The sequence below is a fragment of the Fodinicola feengrottensis genome (assembly GCF_039530045.1).
Classification (GTDB): Bacteria; Actinomycetota; Actinomycetes; order Mycobacteriales; family HKI-0501; genus Fodinicola; species Fodinicola feengrottensis.
The window spans coordinates 1-20433 of sequence record NZ_BAAANY010000009.1; the positions used below are offsets into that span (position 1 = coordinate 1).

Here is a 20433-nt window from a genome sequence, read left to right on the forward strand (position 1 = left end):
GCAAATTCAACAGATCGATCCTTGGGCACCCCGACATAATACCAAATAATCAGCCAACTTAAAATGTTATTTCATTCCAATTCCTTAGTATGCGCAACACTCGGTTCGCTCGACAGTCTCGGCACCGCCAGACTGGGTGAACTCACCTACCGGTTCCAGTCAACGACGATGGCGACCGACTCCGCCGTCATCGCCGGTGAATCTCCCTGCTCGCTCGTTCTGCTGCGCAAGGTCGATCGGGGGCCAAAAGTTGGCCCTTTGGGCTACTTGGAACCACCGGATCGAATGCCACCATCGGGTCATGTTCAATGGTGACCCGATCAACCGGATCCACGTACCACCGCCACCGTTATTGCGGCGCAGAAGTTGGATTCGGGTTGTGGCCGGGTTGTGGTTCCTGGTGATGGGGATTGTCCCGACCGGCTTCATGATCCAGCAGGTACCGGTCTACTTCGGGCACTCTGGTGTCGACGGCATCCTGACGCTCTCCTCTTGTCGGTCGGTACCGGTGGGAAAGAGCGGATTGGTCCAGGAATGCAGAGGGACGTTCACCAGCGTTGGCGGCGTCTCGGTCGCTGATGTCAGTCTCGGTGATCCCGACCGCGAGCGGTCTTACCAGAGCGGCGATGCGGTGAGTGTCCATTACGTTGTGGACGACGGGGTCCCTACTGGCTACCAAGACTTCCGGACAGCGACTGCCCAGTTCGTGGGCGGGGGTGTCCTGTTCCTGCTTCTCATCCCGATCGGACTCGTCATCATCCTCCTGGGCCTGTTTCGTCCGTAGCAGCCCATCGATGGGAGTGCCTGCGTCGCCGGGTACTCCTTTGCCATCCGACTTTGAGCAGCCGTCGCCATCGCGCTGACAACGTCGCGGCATCGTGCTGACAATGTCCTGGCATCCTGGTGGCAGCGTCGAGTGCTCTCATGACCTGGGTTGAGTCCACCCGAGAAGGCGGCCGATCATGAACGGTCCCCGCCGGATTCGTTGAAGGAGAATGAGCTACATGGATCAAAAACCACGCTGGCGCGGAGTCCACAGGGTGATCGTCATGATCGGGGCCGTACTGGCGGCGGCCAGTTTCGGAGCAGCTACGCTTGTTGCTTCGCCGGCTCAGGCCGCACTCCAGCCGACTTCGATCAATCCCAACGAAGCGCACATAATTGAAAACCTGGCCACCGGACTATGTCTGGATGACAGCAATATCGGGACACGTACGCATTCGTGTAACAACTCGAGCTTTCAGTCTTGGAAAACCACGCCGGAGAATACCTCGGGCACACTGTGGAGGATCAGGAACGTTAATACCGGTGGTTGCCTGACGAACGGAACTAACGGATCGGTCTTTACGATCGCATGTCCAGCCGCCCCCGCACCGATCTCACTTAATAAAAAATGGTCTGTCCCGCTCGACTCGACGGGTGATACACCTGTGGCGATATTCGAATCCAACACGAACCCGTTTGGCTGTGTTCGAGACAATCCTGACGTAACTCCCGGGACTGGGCTAGGATTGTCTGGTTGTGGTGTCAATCCCAACTCTATTCGCTGGTTCATCAAAACCTAGTGCGTTTCCCGTTGGCAGCCTCAACGGTGTCGTGATTTCATCGTTGTTGGCCGGCCGCGGCACCAACGCAGCCCGCCGATGGGTGGGCGCCTGAGCGGACCGCCGAGGCGGCGGTCCGCTCTGGTCGGTTCAATGCCTGAATAGCCACGCGACATCTGCTTCAGTTCCGGCGTAAGCGCCTCGGTCGCATGGCCCGACGGCCTGATCAACCCCTGATTCGCTTGGGCTAATCGCACGCTAACCGCAAGTGGCTAGGACCCGCGTTGGAGCACCTCTGCGATGAACTCCGCCTTGGCATTCGTATACGCCTCACGGTCGTGCCCGTGCTGATCCGCCAGCCGCCGTTTGAGGTCCTCGTAGCTTCTCACCAGCCGGTTGTCTTGCCGAAGCGCATCCCGGAAGGCGATCTGCTCCGCCCAGCGTGGATGGCCCGAGGGGATCACATGCAGGTGGGCAATCCGTCGCTGTCCGGTGCTGTCCGGTTTGACGAAAAATCGTCGCCACTGCCGTTGATCCAGCTCCGGCGGAACATAACACCACCCATCCGCGGCGAGCCGCTCCGACGCCTCGGCGACGACGACATCGGGATCGGCTACCGACGCCATGAGATCAATGATCGGCTTGGCGGCAAGCCCAGGAACAGCTGTCGAACCGACATGCTCGACACCATCGACCAACCACGGTCCGATCAATCGGGCCAATCGGGAGCACTCGATCCGGGCCGTCTCAGTCCACCGGCGATCATGGGCGTGCACCTCTGCCTTCTCATAGGCCCACGGGGGGACAGCGCCAGTCATGAGCCCACGCTAGTACGTTCGGCGACCGCCGCAGTTTTGCTGCCACGGGCCAACCCGCCTTCGTTGCGGGTAACGCTAGCGAGGGGCGGCGACGAGGCCGCTTTCGTACGCGGAAATCACCAGCTGTGCGCGGTCACGGGCGTTGAGTTTCGTTAACAGGTGGCCGATGTGTGTCTTGATCGTACCGATTCCGAGGCCCAGTTGGACCGCGATGTCGGGGTTCGAGAGACCGCGGGCGACCAGGGTCAGGACCTCGCGCTCACGGCCGGTCAGTGCGTCGAGCCCGACCGGACGCGGCGGCTCGGTCGGCATCCGGACGAACTCCGCGACCAGCCGCCGGGTCACCGATGGCGCGAGTAGGCAGTCGCCGGCCGCGACGATCCGGATCGCCTCCAACAAGTCGGCCGGTGGAGTGTCCTTCAGCAGGAACCCACTCGCGCCGGCCCGCAAAGCCGCGTAGACGGACGCATCCACGTCGAACATCGTCAGGACGAGTACGCGTACGTCCGGCAGCTCAGCGCAGATCCGCCGGGTCGCCTCGACGCCGTCCATCTCCGGCATCCGTACGTCCATAAGGACAACGTCCGGTTGGTCGCGCCGAGCCAGCTCGACCGCCTCGGCGCCGGTCACCGCCTCGCCGATCGCGGCGAGGTCCGGCGCCGAGTCGACGAGCAGGCGGAAGCTGCCGCGCAGCAGCGCCTGGTCGTCGGCCACCAACACCCGGATCACGCTGGCACCGGCTGGTACGGAAGTCGCGCGCTGACGGCGAACCCGCCGTCCGGCCGCGGACCGGCCGCGAACGATCCGCCGTACATAAGGACCCGTTCCCGCATGCCGACCAGGCCGTGACCACCTTCGCCCGACGAGACGCGGGTGCCGTCGTCGGTGACCTCGACCCGGACCTCGCGCCCGTCACCGTTGATCACCACCCGGCACGATGCCGGCGCCGCGTGCTTGGTCACGTTGGTCAGCGCCTCCTGCACGATGCGGTAGACGGTCAGGTCGAGACCTTCCGGCAGCGCCCCGACGCCGTCGACCGTGAGCTCGACCCGTACGCCCGCGGTCTCGGCCCGTGCGGCCAGGTCCGGCAGGCCCGCGACGCGAGGCGGCGCGCCGAGCTCGACCGGCTCGGCACGCAGGACACCCAGCAGCTGCCGCATCTCGGCCAGCGCACCCCGGCTGGTGGTCTCGATGTCCCGCAACGCGTTTTCGGCCTCCTCGGGCTGGGCTCGCATCACGTGGTTGGCGACGCCGGCTTTTACCGCGATCACACCGATACTGTGCGCCACGATGTCGTGCAGCTCACGGGCGATCCGCGACCGCTCGTCCAGCACCGCACGCTCGGCCAGCTGTTCGGCCGCAACACGCCGAGCGGTCCGCCGGTCGCGGACCAACCGGCCCAGCGTCCATGCCGTGCCGAGCGCGACCGCTCCAAGGACCGCTTGGGAAACCTGCCGGCCGACCATCGGTCCGCCGGCGACCAGGCCCAGCACCAGCCCGGCGGCGCTCAACGTCGCGACCGTGACGGTCAACGCCTTTCGGCGTACGCGGTCGCGCAACGCGACCAGGTAGAACACGTACGCGCTCGCGAAGAACGAGTCGACATCCGCGCCACCCACGTACATCGCCACCGAAACCGCGAACATGACAAGGAAAACCGGCAACGGCGCGGAACGGCGCACCGCGATGCCCACGGTGAGAGCGGTGACCGCCAGCTCCCAGAACCACCCGATCCGGATGGACGCGGGCGCGCTCAATAGGAAGACCGCCGCGTACGCCAGCGCGACCACACTGTCCAGCGCGACCAGCTCCCACGCCCGCAGTGGGCGGTTCGGCGGCAGCAGCTCGGTCACCTGGCGACGATATCCGCCGCGGCCAGGCGCCGCCTCTGACCGCAGGTTGATCCGCCGCGGCCCGTACCAGCCCGTGGTCGGACCGCGGATCTCGGCACGTACGCCGATGTACGCAGCTCATCGAGGGGGCACTTTGGAGCGGTGATAGCAAAACTCCTGACCGTGGCGGCGGCGGCCGCTCTTACGCCACCGGCACCAGCTGCTAAACCTGCGCCATGCACGGCCAGGACATCGCGTCAGGGGCCGTTGAATAGATGGGTGACAACACCTGTCGCGGTGTCCACCACCACGAGACTGTCGTTGGGCAACTGCACCAGGTCATAACCGGAGCTGCCAATGACCCCTACAACATTGGCTATTGGCCCACCGTAAGGGAAAGGCGCGGCACACAAGGCGGCACCGGACTTCAGGTTGAGTGAATCGTAGTGGCAGCCGCCAGTGTCGCCGTCCACCGGGAAACCCGCACAGGAAATCACGCTGACCGTCGTCGTACCGACGCTGACCAACTGGCTGGCTGGTGTCGGTAGGACTCGGCTCGGCTGCTGCCACAGCCGGCGGCCGCTGCTGACGTCGATTCCCCAGAGGTACCCGGCTTCGGCCGGTTTGGTGGCCTCGACAATAGCCACACCGTTCACAATCCCGTGCGGATGCAGGACATAGCCGGTGTTGCCGATCAGCTCTCGGACTTCCCCGGTGGACGGGTCAGCCAACCAAAGCCGCGCGTCCGGATTCGGACTGTCGGTCCATTCGGTGCCGCCGACCTGACTGCTTTGCGTCGAGCCCCAGGCGACCGGCACTGGGCCACCTCCTTGGTACGTGTGCTCCCAGCGCTTAGCGCCACTGGCCACGTCATAACCCTGCAAGCAGGTGAACGCGCCGGTGAAAACCACCATCAGGGACAGGTTGTCGGTGCTGAACCTCCAGTCTTCGAGGTGTTTCGGGTGGGCCGTCCCGCCAAAAACGCCACAGGACGGCGCCAGCGTCCGAGCCGAGCCGTTCGCGGCGTTGAAGAATCTCAGGCCGCGTACCTCCGGCGTCCCATCAGTCGGGTCGTCGACGGCAATCATTCCCCCGCCGGCATGCAAATACTGGGTGCTGGAGCTCACCCGCGCCTTCCATGCCGGCGCTCCATTGGACAACGCGAATGACTGGAGCGTGCCATCCAGGCTCAGCACCACGACGTGGTCGCCGACGACCGCCGCACACAGGCCGTCGCAAGAAGGCTTCAGGTCATCGGCCAGGGTTTTGCGCCAACGCTCGGCGCCAGTGGCAGGGTCGAAGCCGACAACCGTGTTTCGGTTAATCGCCACCGAAGTGCCGGCAACCGCCAACACCAGCCCGGCCCCGGTCGTACCGAAGTCCGGCCCCGTCCATACGGTGTTCCCGTTCCGAGGTGTCATCCGTCGTACGAAAACATTGCCGCCATGCAGTCGCACGTCGTACCCGAGCAACAACACGTCCTTGCTGGCGGGATCAGGAACCGGCACCGGGGCCCCCTCGATGGCGTACGAGGGAATCGACAAGGCATTCGGCGTCGGCCGGGTGGACGGAGACGGGATATCCACCCACGACGGGGGATCGGTCCGGCTCGCCGAACTCTTCAGCCAGGTGTCGTGAAGGTAAAGCGCCGTGGAGCCGAAAATCGGTATCCCGAGACCCAGCACCAGGGCCAGGATCGTCACCATCATGCTGGGCCGAATTCCTGATCCCGGTTGGCCCGCGGGAAAATCTGTCGGTGGCAGGACGCGGGCATCGGTCTTGACCGGTTTCGGCGTCGACGTACGAGCGTCGACCGGCCGGCGGGAGGCAGTCCGTGGCGCCGATCGTTGGCCGGCCGTCAGAACCCGCCGGGTGCGTTCAGGCGACCATCGCCGGTGCGGGTCCTTCTCCAACATGCCCAACAAAACCGGTTCCAGCCAACCGGCCCGCCGCATCGGGTCAGGCGGATCGGTGACCACGGCCGCCAAAGTCACCAACTGGTCGATCCGCGCGTACGGTAACCGCCCCTCCACAGCCGTATAGATGGTCGCGCCCAGCGAATAGAGGTCGCTGGACGGACCAACCTCGTCACCATGCAAACGCTCGGGCGCAAGATACGCCGGTGAGCCGAGCACATAGCTCGTTTCGGTGGTGGAGACATCGCCAAGCTGGAACGCGATGCCGAAATCGGTCAACGTCGCCCGGCCCTCGCCGTCAATCATCACGTTGGCGGGCTTGACATCCCGGTGCAGCACACCGGCTTCATGGGCGGCGCCGAGAGCATCCAGCAACGTGATGGCGATCGCGGCCGCTTCGTCGACCGACAGCGGACCGTCCTCCTGGATAATGTCGTCCAAGGAGCGCCCCGCCAACAACTCCATCACAATCCACGGTTGCTCGTCGACGGTCAGTACGTCGTAGACCTGGACGATCGACGGATGGTGCAACTTGGCGGCCAGCCGGGCTTCGCGCCGCAGCCTGGTAAAACTGTCCTCCCGAGCGGCGTCGGGCAGTTCCGCGGGCAGCCGTACGGCCTTGAGCGCGACTTGCCGGTCAAGGACCGTGTCTCGCGCCTTCCACACGGTCGCCATGCCGCCGGCGCCGATCCAGGCCAGGATTTCGTAACGCCCAGCAATCACACTTCCGACACCAACCGGCGCGCCATTCACGAATCCCAACGCTAGGCCGGCCGTGGTGTTTCCGATGCTTTCCGAGGCGCGTCAGCACTTTCGCGCATGCCCTTTCGATCGCCGGCGGCCAATGACGCGAATAGGACGATAAACGGTTGCATGACCAAGCGCACCTGTGCCCTATCGGGGCTGGTCACGGGTGCCCCGGGCCACCTATCGGGTAACGGCACGCACTTGGCCGGTCTCCCTGGCGACACTCACCGTATGGAGCTTGCGATTGGTGCGCTGGCACTCTTTGTCGGCAGGCACGAGGGATGCGGATGACCATTCGTACCTTGGTCGTCGTCGGGGTGGTCGTGCTCTGTCTGGTGGATTCCCTCGCGCTCACGGCGAGGGGGTCCAGGATGATTTGGGTAGCCATCCGCAGCCGTACGATCGCGATCCCACCGATGCAGGACGTTGCTTTCCTGCGCGGCGGTAGGGAAGCGGCCGTGCTCACCTCGACCGCGTTCCTTTACGTGACTGGGTCAATCGCGGCCGTGCCGTACGACGCGCCGCCACCTGGCATCGCTCCGCCCGTACCGGCTGCTGCCGTCGTCCAGGACCGCCAGGGGCACTACCTGCTGCGGGTGGTCCGAGAGGCCCCTGCCCGGCCACAGCCAGCTGGATGCCGCGGTGTGGACGGAGCTGGCTCAGCGTCCGGGACTGCGGTTCAGCGACATCGCCGAAGCGGGCCGCGTGACTTGGGCCGTCACCGATCTCCAGGAGCGCCTGCGAGCACACGGGGCTTTCCCTTCCGAGGCCTACAAATGGTTCACCGTGACGCTATTCGTGCTGGCCTTAGCAGCTATTCCCTATTACTTCGTGTTGGCATGCATCCGTATGTCGATCGCGCCGCTGGACAGCGACAACCCACGCGGATTCGCGCTCTGTGTATTCGTCATCGCCAGCATTGCCGCGGTCGTCGGGCTCCTGTACGGCCGTCGACTGTCCGTACGCGGCGACGCCGTGGTCCGGCGCATCGGTCGGCAGCTCCCGCCCCACCTGGCGCAGACGGCTTGGCCGACTGTCGCCGCGGCGACAGTCGGCTTGATCGTGGCGACCTACGGCGGTGCCGCGATCTGGCCGGGCGACCCGCGGTTCGCCCAGGCGGCCAGCATCGAACTCACTACCGGCATCCCACTCAAGAGCAGCAACAAAGCGGCGGGCTGCAGTGGCTCGTCATGCAGCGGAGGCGACTCAGGGTGCGGGAGCGGCTGCGGAGGCTGTGGCGGCGCCAGCTGACGGTCAGCTGATGCGCTCGGCCAGTTCGACGATGATCCCGGCAGGGCCTCGGAGGTAGCACAGCCACCAGCTGTCCTCGTAGTTCACCAGCTCGCCGACGAGTTCGCCGCCGTGCGGCTTCAGACGGTCGATGAGGTCCTTGATGTCCTTGACTTCAAAAAGGACATGACGCAGGCCAGGCACGTTCGACGGAGCCCGCTGGTCGCCGGCCGGCGCCGGCGGCTCGTTGTACTTGAGCAGCTCGAGCGCGGCATTGCCGTCGGGAGTCCGCATCATCGCCATGTCCGTACGGACACCCTCGAGCCCGTTGATGCGATCGACCGCGCGGCCCTCAAGCGCCATCTCGCCTTCCAGCTTGAGTCCGAGTTCGCCGAAAAAAGCCACGGCGGCGGCAAGATCGTCGACGACGATGCCGAGGTGTTCGAATCTCGGGAAGCTCATGCGTGTTCCTTCCTCATGACCACTGCGTCCATGGTGAGCCTAGGAAAGATCGTGCTGGCGCAGGAGGCCCGCCCGTACGCACAAACACGACTCCATCGGCAACGAACACCTCAGCCGACGGTGCTGGCCCGGACGGCGAGCTGGTAGTTGGCGACGAACTCGGTGGGCTCGGCATCCTCTCCCCGCAGCCGGCGCATCAGCCGTTCGACGGCCAGCGCGGCGATCTGGGCCTTGTCCGGACTGATCGTGGTGAGCGACGGATGGCTGTAGCGACCGTCCTCGATGTCGTCGAAACCGACGATGGCCAGGTCCTCGGGAACCGCCAGGCCCTGCTCATGAGCGACCTTGAGGGCGCCCAACGCCAGCAGATCATTGCAACAGAGCAGCGCGTCCGGCGGTTCCGGGAGCGCCAGCAACTGCCGCGCCGCGGCGGCGCCGTCCGCCCGGTGCAAGTACCGCGTACTCACGAGCAGATCCTCCGGCGCCTCAAGATCCCATTCCGCGAGCGCCCGCAGATAACCCTGGGCTCGCATGGTGGTCGTGCCGTCCCACTCCCCCGACGGATAACCGATGGCGGCGATGCGCCGCCGCCCCAGCCCCAGCAAATGGGTGGTCGCCTCGTACGCCGCGGCCACATTGTCGATCATGATGTGGTCGAACCCGCCGTCAACGATTTGCTCGCCCAGCAGGACAACCGGGCCCCCGGAGCGTTGCCGCAGGTCGTCGACGGTAATTGACACCGGGCTCAGGATCAGGCCGTCGAACAACGCGGCCCGTGCGCCGCCGAGCACCACTTCCCGCTCACGAGCGGCATCCCCGTCGGTCTGGTCGACGACCACGGTGTAGCCGTACGCTTCGGCCTGGCCGATGATCGACCGGGTCAACTCGGCGAAATAGGGAACGTCGATTTCCGGGACCACCAAGGCGATCATCCCGGACCGCCCGCTGCGCAACGTCCGTGCCATCAGGTTCGGCTGGTAGCCCACCCGGTCGAGCACTTCCTGCACCCGGGCCCGGGTCTGCGGCGCGACGTGATGGAACCCATTGACGACGTTCGACACCGTCCGTACGGACACGCCAGCGAGCTTGGCGACCTCTCGCAACGTGACCGCCATCCAGCCTCCACACTCGCTTTTCGCCGGGCCTCACCTTACCCGCCGGGTCGAAAAGCCGAGTGATTTCAGACGCTGCGCAACACCGAGACGACAATGCCCAGCACGACAGCGTTGTCACCGTCGATGACGTCGTACTCGGGGTTGCGCGGCTCCAGGAAAACGTGACCGTTACGCCGGCGATAGACCTTGACGGTGGCTTCCTCGTCGATCATCGCGGCGACGATCTGACCTGAATACGCCTCTTGTTGCTGTCGTACGACGACGAGGTCGCCATCGCAGATCGCCGCGTCGACCATCGAGTTTCCGCGTACGCGCAAACCGAAAACGTTGCCGCGGCCGGTCAGCTCGCGAGGCAGCTTGAGGAGGTCGTCGACGTGCTCGACGGCCGAGATGGGGGTGCCGGCAGCGATGTCGCCCACCACCGGCACGGTGACCGAGTCATCGGAGACCTCCCGGGTGGGCGCCTCCGGCAGGAAGGCCCGGACGTCGATGGGTCGCGACATTGTCGAGCTGCGCCTCAGAAAACCGCCTTCCTCCAGGCTCGCGAGGTGCTTGGACACCGAGGACGAGGACCGCAGTCCGACCGCGTCGCCGATCTGCCGGGTGCTCGGCGAATAGCCGTACCGAACCACCCAGTCCCGGATCGCGAGCAGAATGCGGCGCTGCCGTTCCGGCAGGGTCGAGGTGTCCAGATGCTCAAAAGCGTCGAGATCAGCGGTCACTCGCGAATGGTAGAAGAGGTGGTTTCCCGGTCCCGGACCGGGCCGTCGTCCCGCTGCGCAACAAAAAACTGGGCGCCGGCCAGCACCGCTAGCAGCAGGCCGGCCACCGCCAGCAGGGTACGGAACTGGCCGCCCGCGCCCAGGCCGGCGAGGCCCCAGACCAGCATGATCGCCGCGGTCATCCCGTTGGCCAGCGCGATCATCCGTACGACCGGTGCCTCCGGACGTACCGACAGCCAGCCGAGCGCGACGGCCACAACCAGCAGCACCAGCGCAAACGCGACCAACGCGGGCGACCCGAGCCAGCCGGGCAGCGTCCAGCGGTCGGTGCCCAGCAGTCGGTACGCGAGCATCAACGAAGCGGCGGCCAGCACGGTTTCCAGCGCCGCGTCCAGACGCAAGAGGGTACGCATCGGGTTCTCCTTTCGGTTCCGCAGCCAGTGTAGCGGTCGCTACATCAGATGTGAAGCGGTTGCTACACTTCCGGTCGTGGAGCGCCGCACCGAACTCGCCCAGGGGGCCCTTTCGTACGTCCTGGACCAAGGCCTGGTCGGGCTGTCGCTCCGGCCGCTCGCGGCGGCCCTGGGCACCAGCGACCGGATGCTGATCTATCACTTCGGCAGCAAGGAAAACCTGATCGCCGAGGTGCTCGCACTGGCCAACCAGGAGATGGTCAGGAACTTCGACGCGCCAGACCTGCACATTCCGAGCGTGCCAGAACTTGTCCGCTATGCCTGGGAAAGACTCAAGGATCCGGGCACCGCCGGCACCACCGGGCTCTATTTGGAGCTCTGCGTCCTGTCGATCCGCGAGCCGGGCCGCTGGGCCGCCGCCCATCAGCGGTTACGCGCGCCATGGCTGGAACTGCTCCGGACGGCGCTGACCGAACTGGGCGTGCCGGATGCGCGCGTACCAGTGCTGGCGGATCTCATTCTGGATGCCCTCGACGGGCTGCTGTTGGACCGGATGGTGAGCCCGGACGCCACCCACGCCGATGCGGCGGCCGCGGCCTTCGCCGACCTCCTGGAGTGACCTTACTGTAACTTTGGGATAGATTTAACCCGATTTGTCGGGCTGTCTACGGAGGCAAGGGACATGAACGTCAAGATCGCGATCGGTGCCGCGGTGGCCGTTGCCTCGGTGGCCCTGCTGCTGCCGGCCACCGCTGTCGCCGCGCCTGTAGACCGCTGCCTTGGCACGATCGGCATGCAGATCGACGACCTGCGGGCGAGCCGCCCGGCCCAGCAGATCCAGGCCATCTACCCGGGCGAACTCGCCACCACGCTCTACATCAAGGACCGGATCACCGTCAATCTCGACGACGCCGGCTACGTGCAGGCCTGCCGTCTGGGCTGACCTGCTCAGTAGCCTGCTTCGCATGGCATTGCGCGAAGTTCCGGTCTCGGCCAGCCGTACGCTCGACCATCGGGCATATCACGTTCACCCGTGGTCCGGTGGATTCCTGGCCGCCTCCGCGAAGGGACAGGCGACCGTTCTGAGCCCCACCCTGGAGATCGTCCAGCGGGTCGACCTGGGAAGGATTTCCGCTGTCGCGCTGGCCAATGACGGGGTGACCTGGGCCTGGATCAGCGCGGACGTGCTGCGGATCGGTGATCCGCAAGGGAAGAACGTCGCCGCGGCGGTTCCGGGAGCGGACTCGTGTCGATGGACCTCGGACGGCGAGCTTTGGGTGACGGCAGTCGAGCGCGGTGAAACGGCCGGCTTTACTCATAACGTGACCATTGACGTACGCGACAGGGAAAATCACGTCCTGCGTACAGTCACCGTGACCGATCCGTTCTGGGGCTCCGCCGTCGCGCCGTACGAGTCGTACGACAACGACTCGATGGTCGTCTGGTTCGCGACCGGCCAGGACGGCCAGCAGAGTTGGCTGTTTCGCAAGGAAAACACCAGCCTCGTCCACCAAGTACTGCCCTGCTCCCAAGACCACACTCCGCCGGTCTTCGGACCAGAGGGCGACTGGTTCGTCTATGCGCAGGAAAGTGCGCTCGTACGGGTCGAATGGCCGAGCGGCCAAGAATCAGGACGACTGGAGTGGGCGAAAGTGCAGCCGGACGAGGAAACCGACGACGGAGCCGGCAATGACGTACAGCTGCTGCCTGACGGCTATGCCAGCTGGAATTCGTCCAACGGGCTGATCGTCATCGTTGATCTCGACACCATGGAGATCGCCGACGAAATCTCCCTGGCCGGGCATCCGGTCGGCACGGTCGAAGACTTCTATCCCACTCCACATGGCCGAAACGACACCCCGTACTCGGATTTCAGCTTCAGCGTGCCGGGTCACGACGGATCATTGCTGGCTTTGTACGGCTACCACGAGCTGGCTCTCACGTCCGCTCGCGACTGGGCACCGAATCGCTGACCCGGCCTGGGCCGTGTTTCCCAACCCTCAGGCCGGGCCAGCGAATCTCAAGCCGCGTAAGCCTTTTCACCAATCCAGGTGGCCAGATTGGCCGTGCTGATGGTGTATTGCTTGGGCACATTGTGCCAGCTGGAACCGGTCGGGCCGGCGCCGGCCGGATCGGCGATGACGGCACTGTCGCCACTGCTCGCATAGCCGACAATCGCCACGTAGTGGTAAATCGTGCCGCTCGGATAGCCCGGCGGCCGCCAGCCACTGACCACATTCCCGACCATCGCGTAGCCGTGGTCGATATCGAAAACCAGATCTTGCTTGAGCAAGGCGCGCTGCGCCGCCGTGGGTGGATCGCTGATCGGCTTTCGCGCGTACCAACCGGTGTTCAGGTAGTGGTTGAGCGCGGAAACAACGTTGGAAATGTCGTCGGTGCCATTCTCGTCGGTGCCCTCCCACGCACCGATGGTGTCCTGCGACGGCGGCGATGCCATCCGGGCGCTCAGCGCCATTTTCGTCGCGGTCGGCCCGCAGTTGTAGTCGTACTTCTGCCGTTCCCATTTGTACGACAGTGTTTTCGCGGTCGCTGGCACGGCCCCGAGAACCCCCGCCGGCACCATGGCATCGGTTGACGCGCTGGCCGTCGTCGGGCCAAAACCCAGCAGGCCCATGAGTAAGGCGGTGGCCCCCACTATCGCCACCATAAACTGACGTTTGATCACCGTTCTCCCATCCCTCCACAGTGACAACCGTGCGGCCAGGATGCGGCGACCGCCAACGATCGCGCTGCCTGTTTCAGCCTCAGCCAAAAGCGCTCCAAGAAAGGCCGGCATCGCTGGACATTTCGCACCCCGACCAGTCTGCACACTCGGCCGGTACGGGCAGATTGGTCCGGAAACCCACTATCAGTGCGAAAGCCGTGATAGGAAGCGGACAATGACGAAAAGTATTGCCACCGATGGATCGGTGAACACTTCGGCAGGACGGGTCGCCCATCCGGGGCTCGCCCTCGCGGTCATCGTGTGTTGCCAGCTGATGATGGTGCTGGACGGCACGATCGTGAACATCGCGCTGCCCAAGATTCAGGCCGCCATGACACTGTCGACCGGGAATCTTTCGTGGGTGGTCAACGCGTACACGCTGACTTTTGGCGGCTTGTTGCTGCTCGGCGGCCGGGCCGGCGACATTCTCGGCCGGCGGCGGGTGCTGGTCGCCGGTGTTTTGTTGTTCACCGTCGCGGCGGCGATCGGCGGCATGGCACCAACCGCGGGTTGGCTGATCGCGGCCCGCGCGGTGATGGGTGTGGGCGCGGCCATCGCGGCGCCGACCGCGCTCGGACTCATCGCGACGACTTTCGCCGAAGGGCCCGCGCGCGTACGTGCATTGACCGTTTTTGCCGTGGTTTCGGCGAGCAGTATGGCTTTGGGGCTGATTGTCGGCGGTGCGCTGGTCACCCTGTCCTGGCGCTGGGTGATGTGGATCAACGTACCGATCGGGCTGGCGGTGGCCATTCTCGCGCCACTGGTGCTGCCGGAGTCACCGCGCTCCTCCGGCCGGTTCGACGCGGTCGGCGCACTTTTGTCAGCAATAGGACCGGTCCTGCTCGTCTACGGCTTTATCGCCGCTTCTTCGCAAGGCTGGCTCGCTCCGGTGACCCTCGGCTCCTTCAGTGCCGCGATCGTGCTTCTCGGGGCATTCCTTTTGGTGGAATCCCGCGCCGAACAGCCGATCATGCCGCTGAGCCTTTTCGCGAACAGAGATCGCGCCGGCGCGTACGCGATCCGGCTGCTGCTGACCGCGGCGATGAGCGGCTACATGTTTTTCGTACCATTGTTCATGCAGGACGTGCTTGGTGTCGGGCCGCTGGCCACCGGGCTGGGTTTCCTTCCCAGCACGATCATCTTGGTCACCGCTACCCGACTGACTGGCCGGGTGATGGCCCGTACCGGCCGCAAGCCCATGTTGGTGGCCGGCGCGGTGATCACCGCCGCGGGAATGCTGTGGCTGTGCACGATTTCCCGTGAGAGCAGCTATGTCTCGGCCATTTTGGCGCCGATGGTGCTGACTGGTTTGGGCGCTGGACTGCTTTTTGTCGCCCTCACGTTTGTCGTCCTCGCCGAGGTGCCGGCCGAGCAGTCCGGTGCCGCCTCGGGTGCGTTGCAGAGCATGCAGCAGTTCGGCGGCTCGCTCGGGGTCGCGGTCCAGGTCACCGTTTTCGCGGCGGCCGGCCAGGGACTGGCCGGCCTGGACAAACTGGACGGGTTGGTCACCGGTATTCGCGGTGCCTTTGTTGCCGGCACAGTTTTTTCGATCGTGTTGCTGGTGATCGCGGTGACCGTGGTACGCGGTCAGCCGGCCGGCGCGGCTGGGTCACGGAACTGAAGGCGTAGCTCGGAAAAATACCGGCGGCCGGCGGCGTCCGGCAGCCAGGCATCGTCCGGCTCCGGCAGCATTTCGGAGAACACCACGCCCACGTCGTCGCCAGCCGCCCGGAACATCGCGCAGCAGGACGAAATGTAGCGCGGGCTGGTGAAATCCACGTAGACCGGTTTGATCTCGCTGCTCAACCGTACGAAAACCCGCTCCGGCATGCCCATCCGGCGCCGGAACCGACGGCCGGCGAGAAACTGATCCTGCTGGCCAACCACCTTGCCGAGGCCAGTCTCGCCGACGGTCGTGCGCCACGTCTCCCGCCCAACGACCAGCCGGTCCAGCGTGACCCGCGGGCTGTACGCGCCGCCGGAAGTGAGGCGGAATGCGTCGGTGGCCAGCCATCCCATCAGTAGCGCGAAAAAATCAGCCAGCGGCCGGCTGGACCCATCGGCACCCACCGCAACCACCACGCCTTCGCGCTCCATCAAGGTGAAAGCGGTGATCGGCAGCAGCCGGGCCGGGTCGCCGCCAGGTGCCGCGGCAAAGGCGAACTGCTCGTCCGTACGCCCCAGCACGGGCGCGATCCGCGCGGTGTAGCGCGGCCAGTCGGTCGGATACAGCGGCCGGATCTGCGGGCCGATGTCGGCGGCCGCGGCCGCATACAGGCTTTCCGGATCTGGGTGCCGGTCCACGAAAACCGCGCAGTCCAGGGTCGGCCAGGCCGCGTGCATCTCCCCCAGCACCATGCTGAATTCACCCCGAGCCAGCGCCTGCGCGCTGGTCGCGGCGATCTGGAGATCGGGGCTGTGAATCCGGCCGCCGGGCCAGCCGGGTCGCTCGGCCGGGAACAACTCGGCGACCTGAGCTGCCAGGTCCGCGCTGCGAATCTCGATCCGGCGGGTGCCAGGACCGGCGGTGTCCAGTCCAAACAGTGTCGCCCATTTTAGCGCAAAATCGACGGCGACCCGGTCCGCCGGCCGACCAGAACCGGTCAGCAATCCCTGCGCGGGCCCCCAGAACTGGCTGAGCGGCAGTTCTTTCGCATCGCCGGCCAGTTCAAGGAAAAGATCACGAAGAGCGTCGTCGTACGTCCGCGCCACCGTCGCCGACAGCCAGCGCGCGGCCGGCAACAGCACCGCCATCGGTCCTGCCAATGCGGTCAGCAACGGCCCACCGACGACCAGGTCGACATCGCGAACCGTTTCCTCGTAACAAAGTTTACGGCCGGCGTACATCTGCCCGGCCCGGTGTTCGGGCTCCGCACCGGTGACCGCGGTGAACTCGGAGTCCAACACGGCGAGCGCGGCAGCCAGCCGGTCCGGGTCACCGGCCGCCTCGCTCACCGCGTCCCGGGCCGCCTCCAACCGGTCCAACCCAGCCCGCGCCCGCTCGGCGGCGACCGGCTCCTGGATCGCCTCAACGGTGGCTCGCAGGACCTGAATGGCCCGCGGGTTGTACGGCATGTCAACGCCCCAGCGAACAATGCCGCGCTGGGCAAGTTTGTCCAACACCGCAAGCATTTCAGTGGCGTCGTCGACCAGGTCCAGCGCGGCCGCGTGCATCGCCGGGCGGCCGTCGCAGCGGGCCACCAGCGCGGCCTCCGTGGTGGAAAGCTCTATCGGCCCGTCCGGATGCCGGACCACCGCGGCATTTTCGTCGAAGCTCAGGTGCGACTGGATCGTCACCGGCAGCCACGGCCGCACCACCGGATCAGCGGCCAGCTGATCACAGTACCGGTCAAGTGCCCAGTATTCCAGGAAAGTTTCCCGGGACCGGGTCAGCGATGGACCGGCACTGACCCGTACGGCCGGCGCCTGCGGGTCCACCACACCCCAGGTGACCGGGCCGAAAAAACCGATGGTCTCGTTCTTCGCGCAGTACCGCTGCCAATATCGCGCGACCATCAGCTCCCGAGCCCGCCGTTTGTGACGTGCCCGATTGTTCCCGGTTGGCGCCGGATCCGCCGCGACGGTGGCCAGAATCGGCACCAGCGCTGGGTTCTGCCAGGCGACCGCCTCGCGGAACAACGGATCGCCGGCGATCTCCGAGATGGCGGCGCTGGAGAGCAGGTTTGCCCGTTCGTACGCCTCGAAGAATGCCTTATAGTCTCCCGATTCCAGTGCCTCATCGGCCAGCGTGGCCACTTCCGGCGCGGCCAGCCGGATCAGTCCGTCAGCCGGGAATCCGCCGGTCCGCAACACGGCGTCCCGCCAAACAGTCCAGTCGGTGCCGGGCAACGGGACCAAATGTGCGGTCGAGTCGGATCGCTGTTTTTCCTGACGAGGCATGACCGCCAATATAAACGGCTAACATGCGTTGGCATACCCAATCATCAATAATGCCAAGGACCTTTGATGCGCTACGAAAGTCTGTTCGTCGCCGGGGTCGGTGGCTGGCTGCCACCGGCGGTAAACGTTGCAGAGGCGATCGCCGACGGCCGCTACCCGGCCGATGCCGCGGTTGCCAATGACTACGCGGAAATCACCGTCGCCGACCAGGACTCGCCACCGGAGATGGCCGTACGGGCCGGCCGGCTGGCGCTGGAGCGAGCCGGCGTAGGACCGGAAGAGGTCGCGGTATTACTGCACGCTTCGTCCTGGTATCAGGGTATTGATTTCTGGCCGCCGGCTTCCTATATCCACCGGGAGCTACTGGGAAATGCCGGTCGGTACGCGCCGGCCCTGGACGTACAACAGATGTCCAATGGCGTCGCCGTCCTGGAACTGGCGGCGAACTACGTCGCGGCCGGGAGCGAGCGGCCGGCCGCGCTGGTGACGTGCGCCGACCGCTTCCAGCCACCCGGTTTCGACCGGTGGGGCGCCGATACCCGGAACATGGTGTGGGGAGATGGCGCGGCCGCCATCGTGCTGTCGCGGACCGGCGGCTTCGCCCGGCTGCTCGCCGCGGCCACCGTCAGCGACACCGTGGTGGAAGGGCTGAACCGGGCCGGCGAGCCGTTCGGCACCGAGCCCGGGCACGCCGGCTGGCCGATCGACCTGCGCAGCCGCCGTCGCGCGTACAAGGAACAGGGGCAACTCGCCGGCAAGGAGAACCTGTCCGTCGACGGGCTCACCGACGCGGTCGAGCGGACCTTGGACGAGGCCGGCCGCAAGCTGTCGGATGTGACCCGGGTGGTCTTCCCGAACGTCTCGCTGGCCACTATCACCGACTACTACCTGGCACCGCTCGGCCTGGAACTGCCGGTGACGACCTGGGAATGGGGCCGGCGCACCGGCCATATCGGCACCGCCGACCAGTTCCTCGGGCTCGCCGACCTGCTGGAGAACGACCAGGTCAACGCCGGCGACCAGGTCCTGCTGGTGGGCATTGGCATCGGCATGGCCTGGTCCTGCGCGGTCCTGGAGATCCTCGAGCGCCCGGACTGGACGCCCCAGCGCTGAGAGCGTCTGCATCGACCCGTTGGTCGATGCAGACGTACGTACGCCTCAGCCCGCCATGAGTTCGGCGCGCAGCTCGGTCTTGCGGACCTTGCCCATCGCGGTCTTGGGCAGCTCGTCGCGGATCTCCAACCTGGTCGGCCAGTAGGTCTTGGTCATCCCCGCCGTACGCAGGTGTTCCTGCAGCTCATCGAGGGTGACTGGGGCGTCGTAGCAGGTGACGATCGCGCAGATCACCTCGTCACCGAGGCCGTCCGGGTAGCCCACCACGGTCGCCTCGCGGACCTTCGGGAGCTCGGCGGTGAGCGCTTCCAGGTCGCTCACCGGCACCACGAACGACTGCCGCAGGATCATGTCCCTGGCCCGGCCGGCGATCCGGATGCCGCCACGGCCGTCCGGGCGGGCGATGTCGCCGGTGGTGAACCAGCCGTCGGCGTCCACCGAAGCCGCGTACACGTCCTCGCGCCGGTCGTAGCCAAGGCACTGGGTGGGGCCGCGAACCCACAGCACGCCGCCGCCGTCCGGTTGTTCGGGCAGTTCCTCGATGCGGACCTCGGTGCCGGGCGTCGGGTGGCCATCCGAGCGCGCGGCCCAGTCGTCCGGGTCTTCCAGCCGACTGATAGTGACCGGACCGTTCTCGGTCATGCCGAAAAGCGAATGCAGCCGTACGCCGAAGGCCTTGCGCACCTCGTCCACGAACTGCGGCAGAATCGGCGCCGAACCGGACACCAGCACCCGCAGGGCGGCGGTGTCGCGGGGCCGCTCGGACTGGGCATCCAGCACGCCACGCAGGAAAGCTGGCGCCGAGTAAAGGAAAGTCACGTCGTGCTCGGCGACCAGGTCCACCACCGCGTGGCCTTCGCCGGTGTCCTGGAAAACCGCCGTGCCGCCGAGGTGGATGGGCAGCAGCATGCCCTGCACGAAACCGACATAATGCGTGTACGACGACGTCGTCAGAACCACCAACGAGTCATCCAGACCGAACACGTCGATCTCCGCGAGCACACCCGCGTAGAGGGTGTTCTGGCTGTGCAGCACGCCTTTCGGCTCGCCGGTGGTCCCGGACGTGAAAAGCACCAGATATGGGTCGTCCGGCTCCAGTGGCGCGGTCTGCACGGGATGCGTGTGCTCCCATGGCGTACCGAAGAAATACTCGTCGAAGTCGAGGGTGCCGGCTGGCCTGCGGTCACCAGCGACCGCGACGTGTTTCAGCGTCGGCAGCTCGGCGAGCAATTCGGTGATCATCGACGTGAGGTCGTCGCCACCGATCTCGGACATCGTAATCAGCGCGCTGGCCTCGGTGAGGCCAAGCATGGTCGACAGCTCGCGGTGGCGGTAAACCGGCACCAACGGGCAAATTCGTACGCCGGCCCGCAAACACCCCAACGCCAGCGGGGCGATCTCCCAGCGGTTGTCGAGATGCACCGCAAGGGTGTCGCCGCGTTGGAGACCGAGCGCGCCGATCGCGGCCGCGCAACGATCGGCGAACCGGGAAAGCTCGGCATACGTGATCTTGTGGGTTTCGCCCGTACCGATGCGCCGGGTAATCACCGCGACCTTGTCCGGCCGGATCCGGACATCTTTTTCTAGATCGTCCAGAAACGTCTCGTCGCGCCACCGCCCGAGCGCACGATAATCGGATTCTTTCTGCCCCATCGGCACACCACCTCTTGTCCGTTAGCGCTGAGTCAAAGCTGTCTGTCTGCCCGAAAACCGCCTTAGGCGGGCAAAGTGGTCAAAGCGTCAATGCAACGATAACTTCACCTTCATAGTGACCCTTATGGGCCAACGTAGTGGTCATTTTCGTGATCCCGTCAGGATATCCGCCACCAGCCCATACGATGACTATCGGCCATGGACAATAATTGTCCGTACCGGTGGACCGGAAAGGGTTGCTGC

19 protein-coding genes are annotated in these 20433 nt (G+C 65.6%); 8 read left to right on the forward strand and 11 right to left on the reverse strand.

Annotation, left to right across the window (positions count from 1 at the left end; translation table 11 throughout):
• Positions 1–379: 379 nt before the first annotated feature.
• Both ABD301_RS12540 and ABD301_RS12545 read left to right on the forward strand, forming a co-directional pair.
• Entirely contained in the window at positions 380–784 is a 405-nt protein-coding gene (locus tag ABD301_RS12540) for a hypothetical protein (protein ID WP_344310048.1), read from the forward strand.
• A 220-nt stretch (positions 785–1004) separates the two neighbouring features.
• The gene (locus tag ABD301_RS12545; RefSeq protein ID WP_344310050.1) at positions 1005–1565 is read left to right on the forward strand and encodes an RICIN domain-containing protein; all 561 of its coding nucleotides are present in this window, start codon (positions 1005–1007) and stop codon (positions 1563–1565) included.
• 251 nt (positions 1566–1816) lie between these two features.
• On the opposite strand, the gene ABD301_RS12550 is transcribed toward ABD301_RS12545, so the two are convergent.
• The 4 genes from ABD301_RS12550 to ABD301_RS12565 form a co-directional block, all read right to left on the reverse strand.
• Positions 1817–2362 (reverse strand): GrpB family protein, encoded by a 546-nt coding sequence (locus ABD301_RS12550; protein WP_163569464.1) that lies wholly within the window; start codon positions 2360–2362, stop codon positions 1817–1819.
• 75 nt (positions 2363–2437) lie between these two features.
• Positions 2438–3091, reverse strand: coding sequence for a response regulator (locus ABD301_RS12555; RefSeq protein WP_163569465.1), 654 nt, complete (start codon positions 3089–3091; stop codon positions 2438–2440).
• The gene (locus ABD301_RS12560; protein WP_344310054.1) at positions 3088–4215 is read right to left on the reverse strand and encodes a sensor histidine kinase; all 1128 of its coding nucleotides are present in this window, start codon (positions 4213–4215) and stop codon (positions 3088–3090) included. Before ABD301_RS12560 ends, ABD301_RS12555 begins: the two co-directional genes overlap by 4 nt.
• A 236-nt stretch (positions 4216–4451) precedes the next feature.
• Positions 4452–6863, reverse strand: a complete 2412-nt coding sequence (locus ABD301_RS12565; RefSeq protein WP_344310056.1) for a protein kinase domain-containing protein — start codon at positions 6861–6863, stop codon at positions 4452–4454.
• A gap of 636 nt (positions 6864–7499) precedes the next feature.
• On the opposite strand from ABD301_RS12565, the gene ABD301_RS12570 reads away from it, so the two are divergent.
• Positions 7500–8108 carry a hypothetical protein gene (locus ABD301_RS12570; protein WP_344310058.1) on the forward strand — a complete coding sequence of 203 codons (609 nt, stop codon included), beginning with the start codon at positions 7500–7502 and terminating at the stop codon, positions 8106–8108.
• A 3-nt stretch (positions 8109–8111) separates the two neighbouring features.
• Here ABD301_RS12570 and ABD301_RS12575 read toward each other — a convergent pair whose 3' ends face one another.
• The 4 genes from ABD301_RS12575 to ABD301_RS12590 form a co-directional block, all read right to left on the reverse strand.
• Positions 8112–8549, reverse strand: coding sequence for a VOC family protein (locus tag ABD301_RS12575; protein WP_344310060.1), 438 nt, complete (start codon positions 8547–8549; stop codon positions 8112–8114).
• A 110-nt stretch (positions 8550–8659) separates the two neighbouring features.
• Positions 8660–9664: a LacI family DNA-binding transcriptional regulator gene (locus ABD301_RS12580; RefSeq protein ID WP_344310062.1), complete on the reverse strand. Its 1005-nt coding sequence runs from the start codon at positions 9662–9664 to the stop codon at positions 8660–8662.
• A gap of 65 nt (positions 9665–9729) precedes the next feature.
• The gene (gene lexA, locus ABD301_RS12585; protein ID WP_344310064.1) at positions 9730–10386 is read right to left on the reverse strand and encodes a transcriptional repressor LexA; all 657 of its coding nucleotides are present in this window, start codon (positions 10384–10386) and stop codon (positions 9730–9732) included.
• A complete protein-coding gene (locus ABD301_RS12590) occupies positions 10383–10799 on the reverse strand; it encodes a hypothetical protein (RefSeq protein WP_344310066.1) in 417 nt (138 codons plus the stop codon). Before ABD301_RS12590 ends, lexA begins: the two co-directional genes overlap by 4 nt.
• Positions 10800–10875: 76 nt before the next feature.
• Between ABD301_RS12590 and ABD301_RS12595 the strand changes: the two genes are divergently transcribed.
• The 3 genes from ABD301_RS12595 (at position 10876) to ABD301_RS12605 (ending at position 12772) form a co-directional block, all read left to right on the forward strand.
• Entirely contained in the window at positions 10876–11418 is a 543-nt protein-coding gene (locus tag ABD301_RS12595; RefSeq protein ID WP_279581078.1) for a TetR/AcrR family transcriptional regulator, read from the forward strand.
• 63 nt (positions 11419–11481) lie between these two features.
• Positions 11482–11742, forward strand: a complete 261-nt coding sequence (locus ABD301_RS12600; RefSeq protein ID WP_344310071.1) for a hypothetical protein — start codon at positions 11482–11484, stop codon at positions 11740–11742.
• A 22-nt stretch (positions 11743–11764) separates the two neighbouring features.
• Positions 11765–12772, forward strand: coding sequence for a hypothetical protein (locus ABD301_RS12605; protein ID WP_344310073.1), 1008 nt, complete (start codon positions 11765–11767; stop codon positions 12770–12772).
• A 47-nt stretch (positions 12773–12819) separates the two neighbouring features.
• On the opposite strand, the gene ABD301_RS12610 is transcribed toward ABD301_RS12605, so the two are convergent.
• On the reverse strand, positions 12820–13455 hold the full coding sequence (locus ABD301_RS12610; RefSeq protein WP_344310075.1) for a C39 family peptidase: 636 nt from the start codon (positions 13453–13455) through the stop codon (positions 12820–12822).
• A gap of 244 nt (positions 13456–13699) precedes the next feature.
• On the opposite strand from ABD301_RS12610, the gene ABD301_RS12615 reads away from it, so the two are divergent.
• The gene (locus ABD301_RS12615; protein ID WP_344310077.1) at positions 13700–15145 is read left to right on the forward strand and encodes an MFS transporter; all 1446 of its coding nucleotides are present in this window, start codon (positions 13700–13702) and stop codon (positions 15143–15145) included.
• Here the strand turns inward: ABD301_RS12615 and ABD301_RS12620 are convergent.
• Positions 15112–17424: a lantibiotic dehydratase gene (locus tag ABD301_RS12620; protein ID WP_344310079.1), complete on the reverse strand. Its 2313-nt coding sequence runs from the start codon at positions 17422–17424 to the stop codon at positions 15112–15114. The two genes, ABD301_RS12615 and ABD301_RS12620, sit on opposite strands and share 34 nt — an antisense overlap.
• 66 nt (positions 17425–17490) lie before the next feature.
• Here ABD301_RS12620 and ABD301_RS12625 point away from each other — a divergent pair, with 66 nt between their 5' ends.
• Positions 17491–18537: a ketoacyl-ACP synthase III family protein gene (locus ABD301_RS12625; RefSeq protein ID WP_344310081.1), complete on the forward strand. Its 1047-nt coding sequence runs from the start codon at positions 17491–17493 to the stop codon at positions 18535–18537.
• 45 nt (positions 18538–18582) lie between these two features.
• Here the strand turns inward: ABD301_RS12625 and ABD301_RS12630 are convergent, their stop codons facing one another.
• Positions 18583–20190 carry an AMP-binding protein gene (locus ABD301_RS12630; RefSeq protein WP_344310083.1) on the reverse strand — a complete coding sequence of 536 codons (1608 nt, stop codon included), beginning with the start codon at positions 20188–20190 and terminating at the stop codon, positions 18583–18585.
• Positions 20191–20433: the final 243 nt, after the last annotated feature.

What these genes read in the sequence shown, in the direction of transcription:
- ABD301_RS12630 (WP_344310083.1), bottom strand. Translation starts at nt 20,190, where the DNA reads ATGGGGCAGAAAGAATCCGATTATCGTGCGCTCGGGCGGTGGCGCGAC.
- ABD301_RS12605 (WP_344310073.1), top strand. Translation starts at nt 11,765, where the DNA reads ATGGCATTGCGCGAAGTTCCGGTCTCGGCCAGCCGTACGCTCGACCAT.
- ABD301_RS12575 (WP_344310060.1), bottom strand. Translation starts at nt 8,549, where the DNA reads ATGAGCTTCCCGAGATTCGAACACCTCGGCATCGTCGTCGACGATCTT.
- ABD301_RS12620 (WP_344310079.1), bottom strand. Translation starts at nt 17,424, where the DNA reads ATGCCTCGTCAGGAAAAACAGCGATCCGACTCGACCGCACATTTGGTC.
- ABD301_RS12580 (WP_344310062.1), bottom strand. Translation starts at nt 9,664, where the DNA reads ATGGCGGTCACGTTGCGAGAGGTCGCCAAGCTCGCTGGCGTGTCCGTA.
- ABD301_RS12615 (WP_344310077.1), top strand. Translation starts at nt 13,700, where the DNA reads ATGACGAAAAGTATTGCCACCGATGGATCGGTGAACACTTCGGCAGGA.
- ABD301_RS12550 (WP_163569464.1), bottom strand. Translation starts at nt 2,362, where the DNA reads ATGACTGGCGCTGTCCCCCCGTGGGCCTATGAGAAGGCAGAGGTGCAC.
- ABD301_RS12590 (WP_344310066.1), bottom strand. Translation starts at nt 10,799, where the DNA reads ATGCGTACCCTCTTGCGTCTGGACGCGGCGCTGGAAACCGTGCTGGCC.
- ABD301_RS12545 (WP_344310050.1), top strand. Translation starts at nt 1,005, where the DNA reads ATGGATCAAAAACCACGCTGGCGCGGAGTCCACAGGGTGATCGTCATG.
- ABD301_RS12600 (WP_344310071.1), top strand. Translation starts at nt 11,482, where the DNA reads ATGAACGTCAAGATCGCGATCGGTGCCGCGGTGGCCGTTGCCTCGGTG.
- ABD301_RS12625 (WP_344310081.1), top strand. Translation starts at nt 17,491, where the DNA reads ATGCGCTACGAAAGTCTGTTCGTCGCCGGGGTCGGTGGCTGGCTGCCA.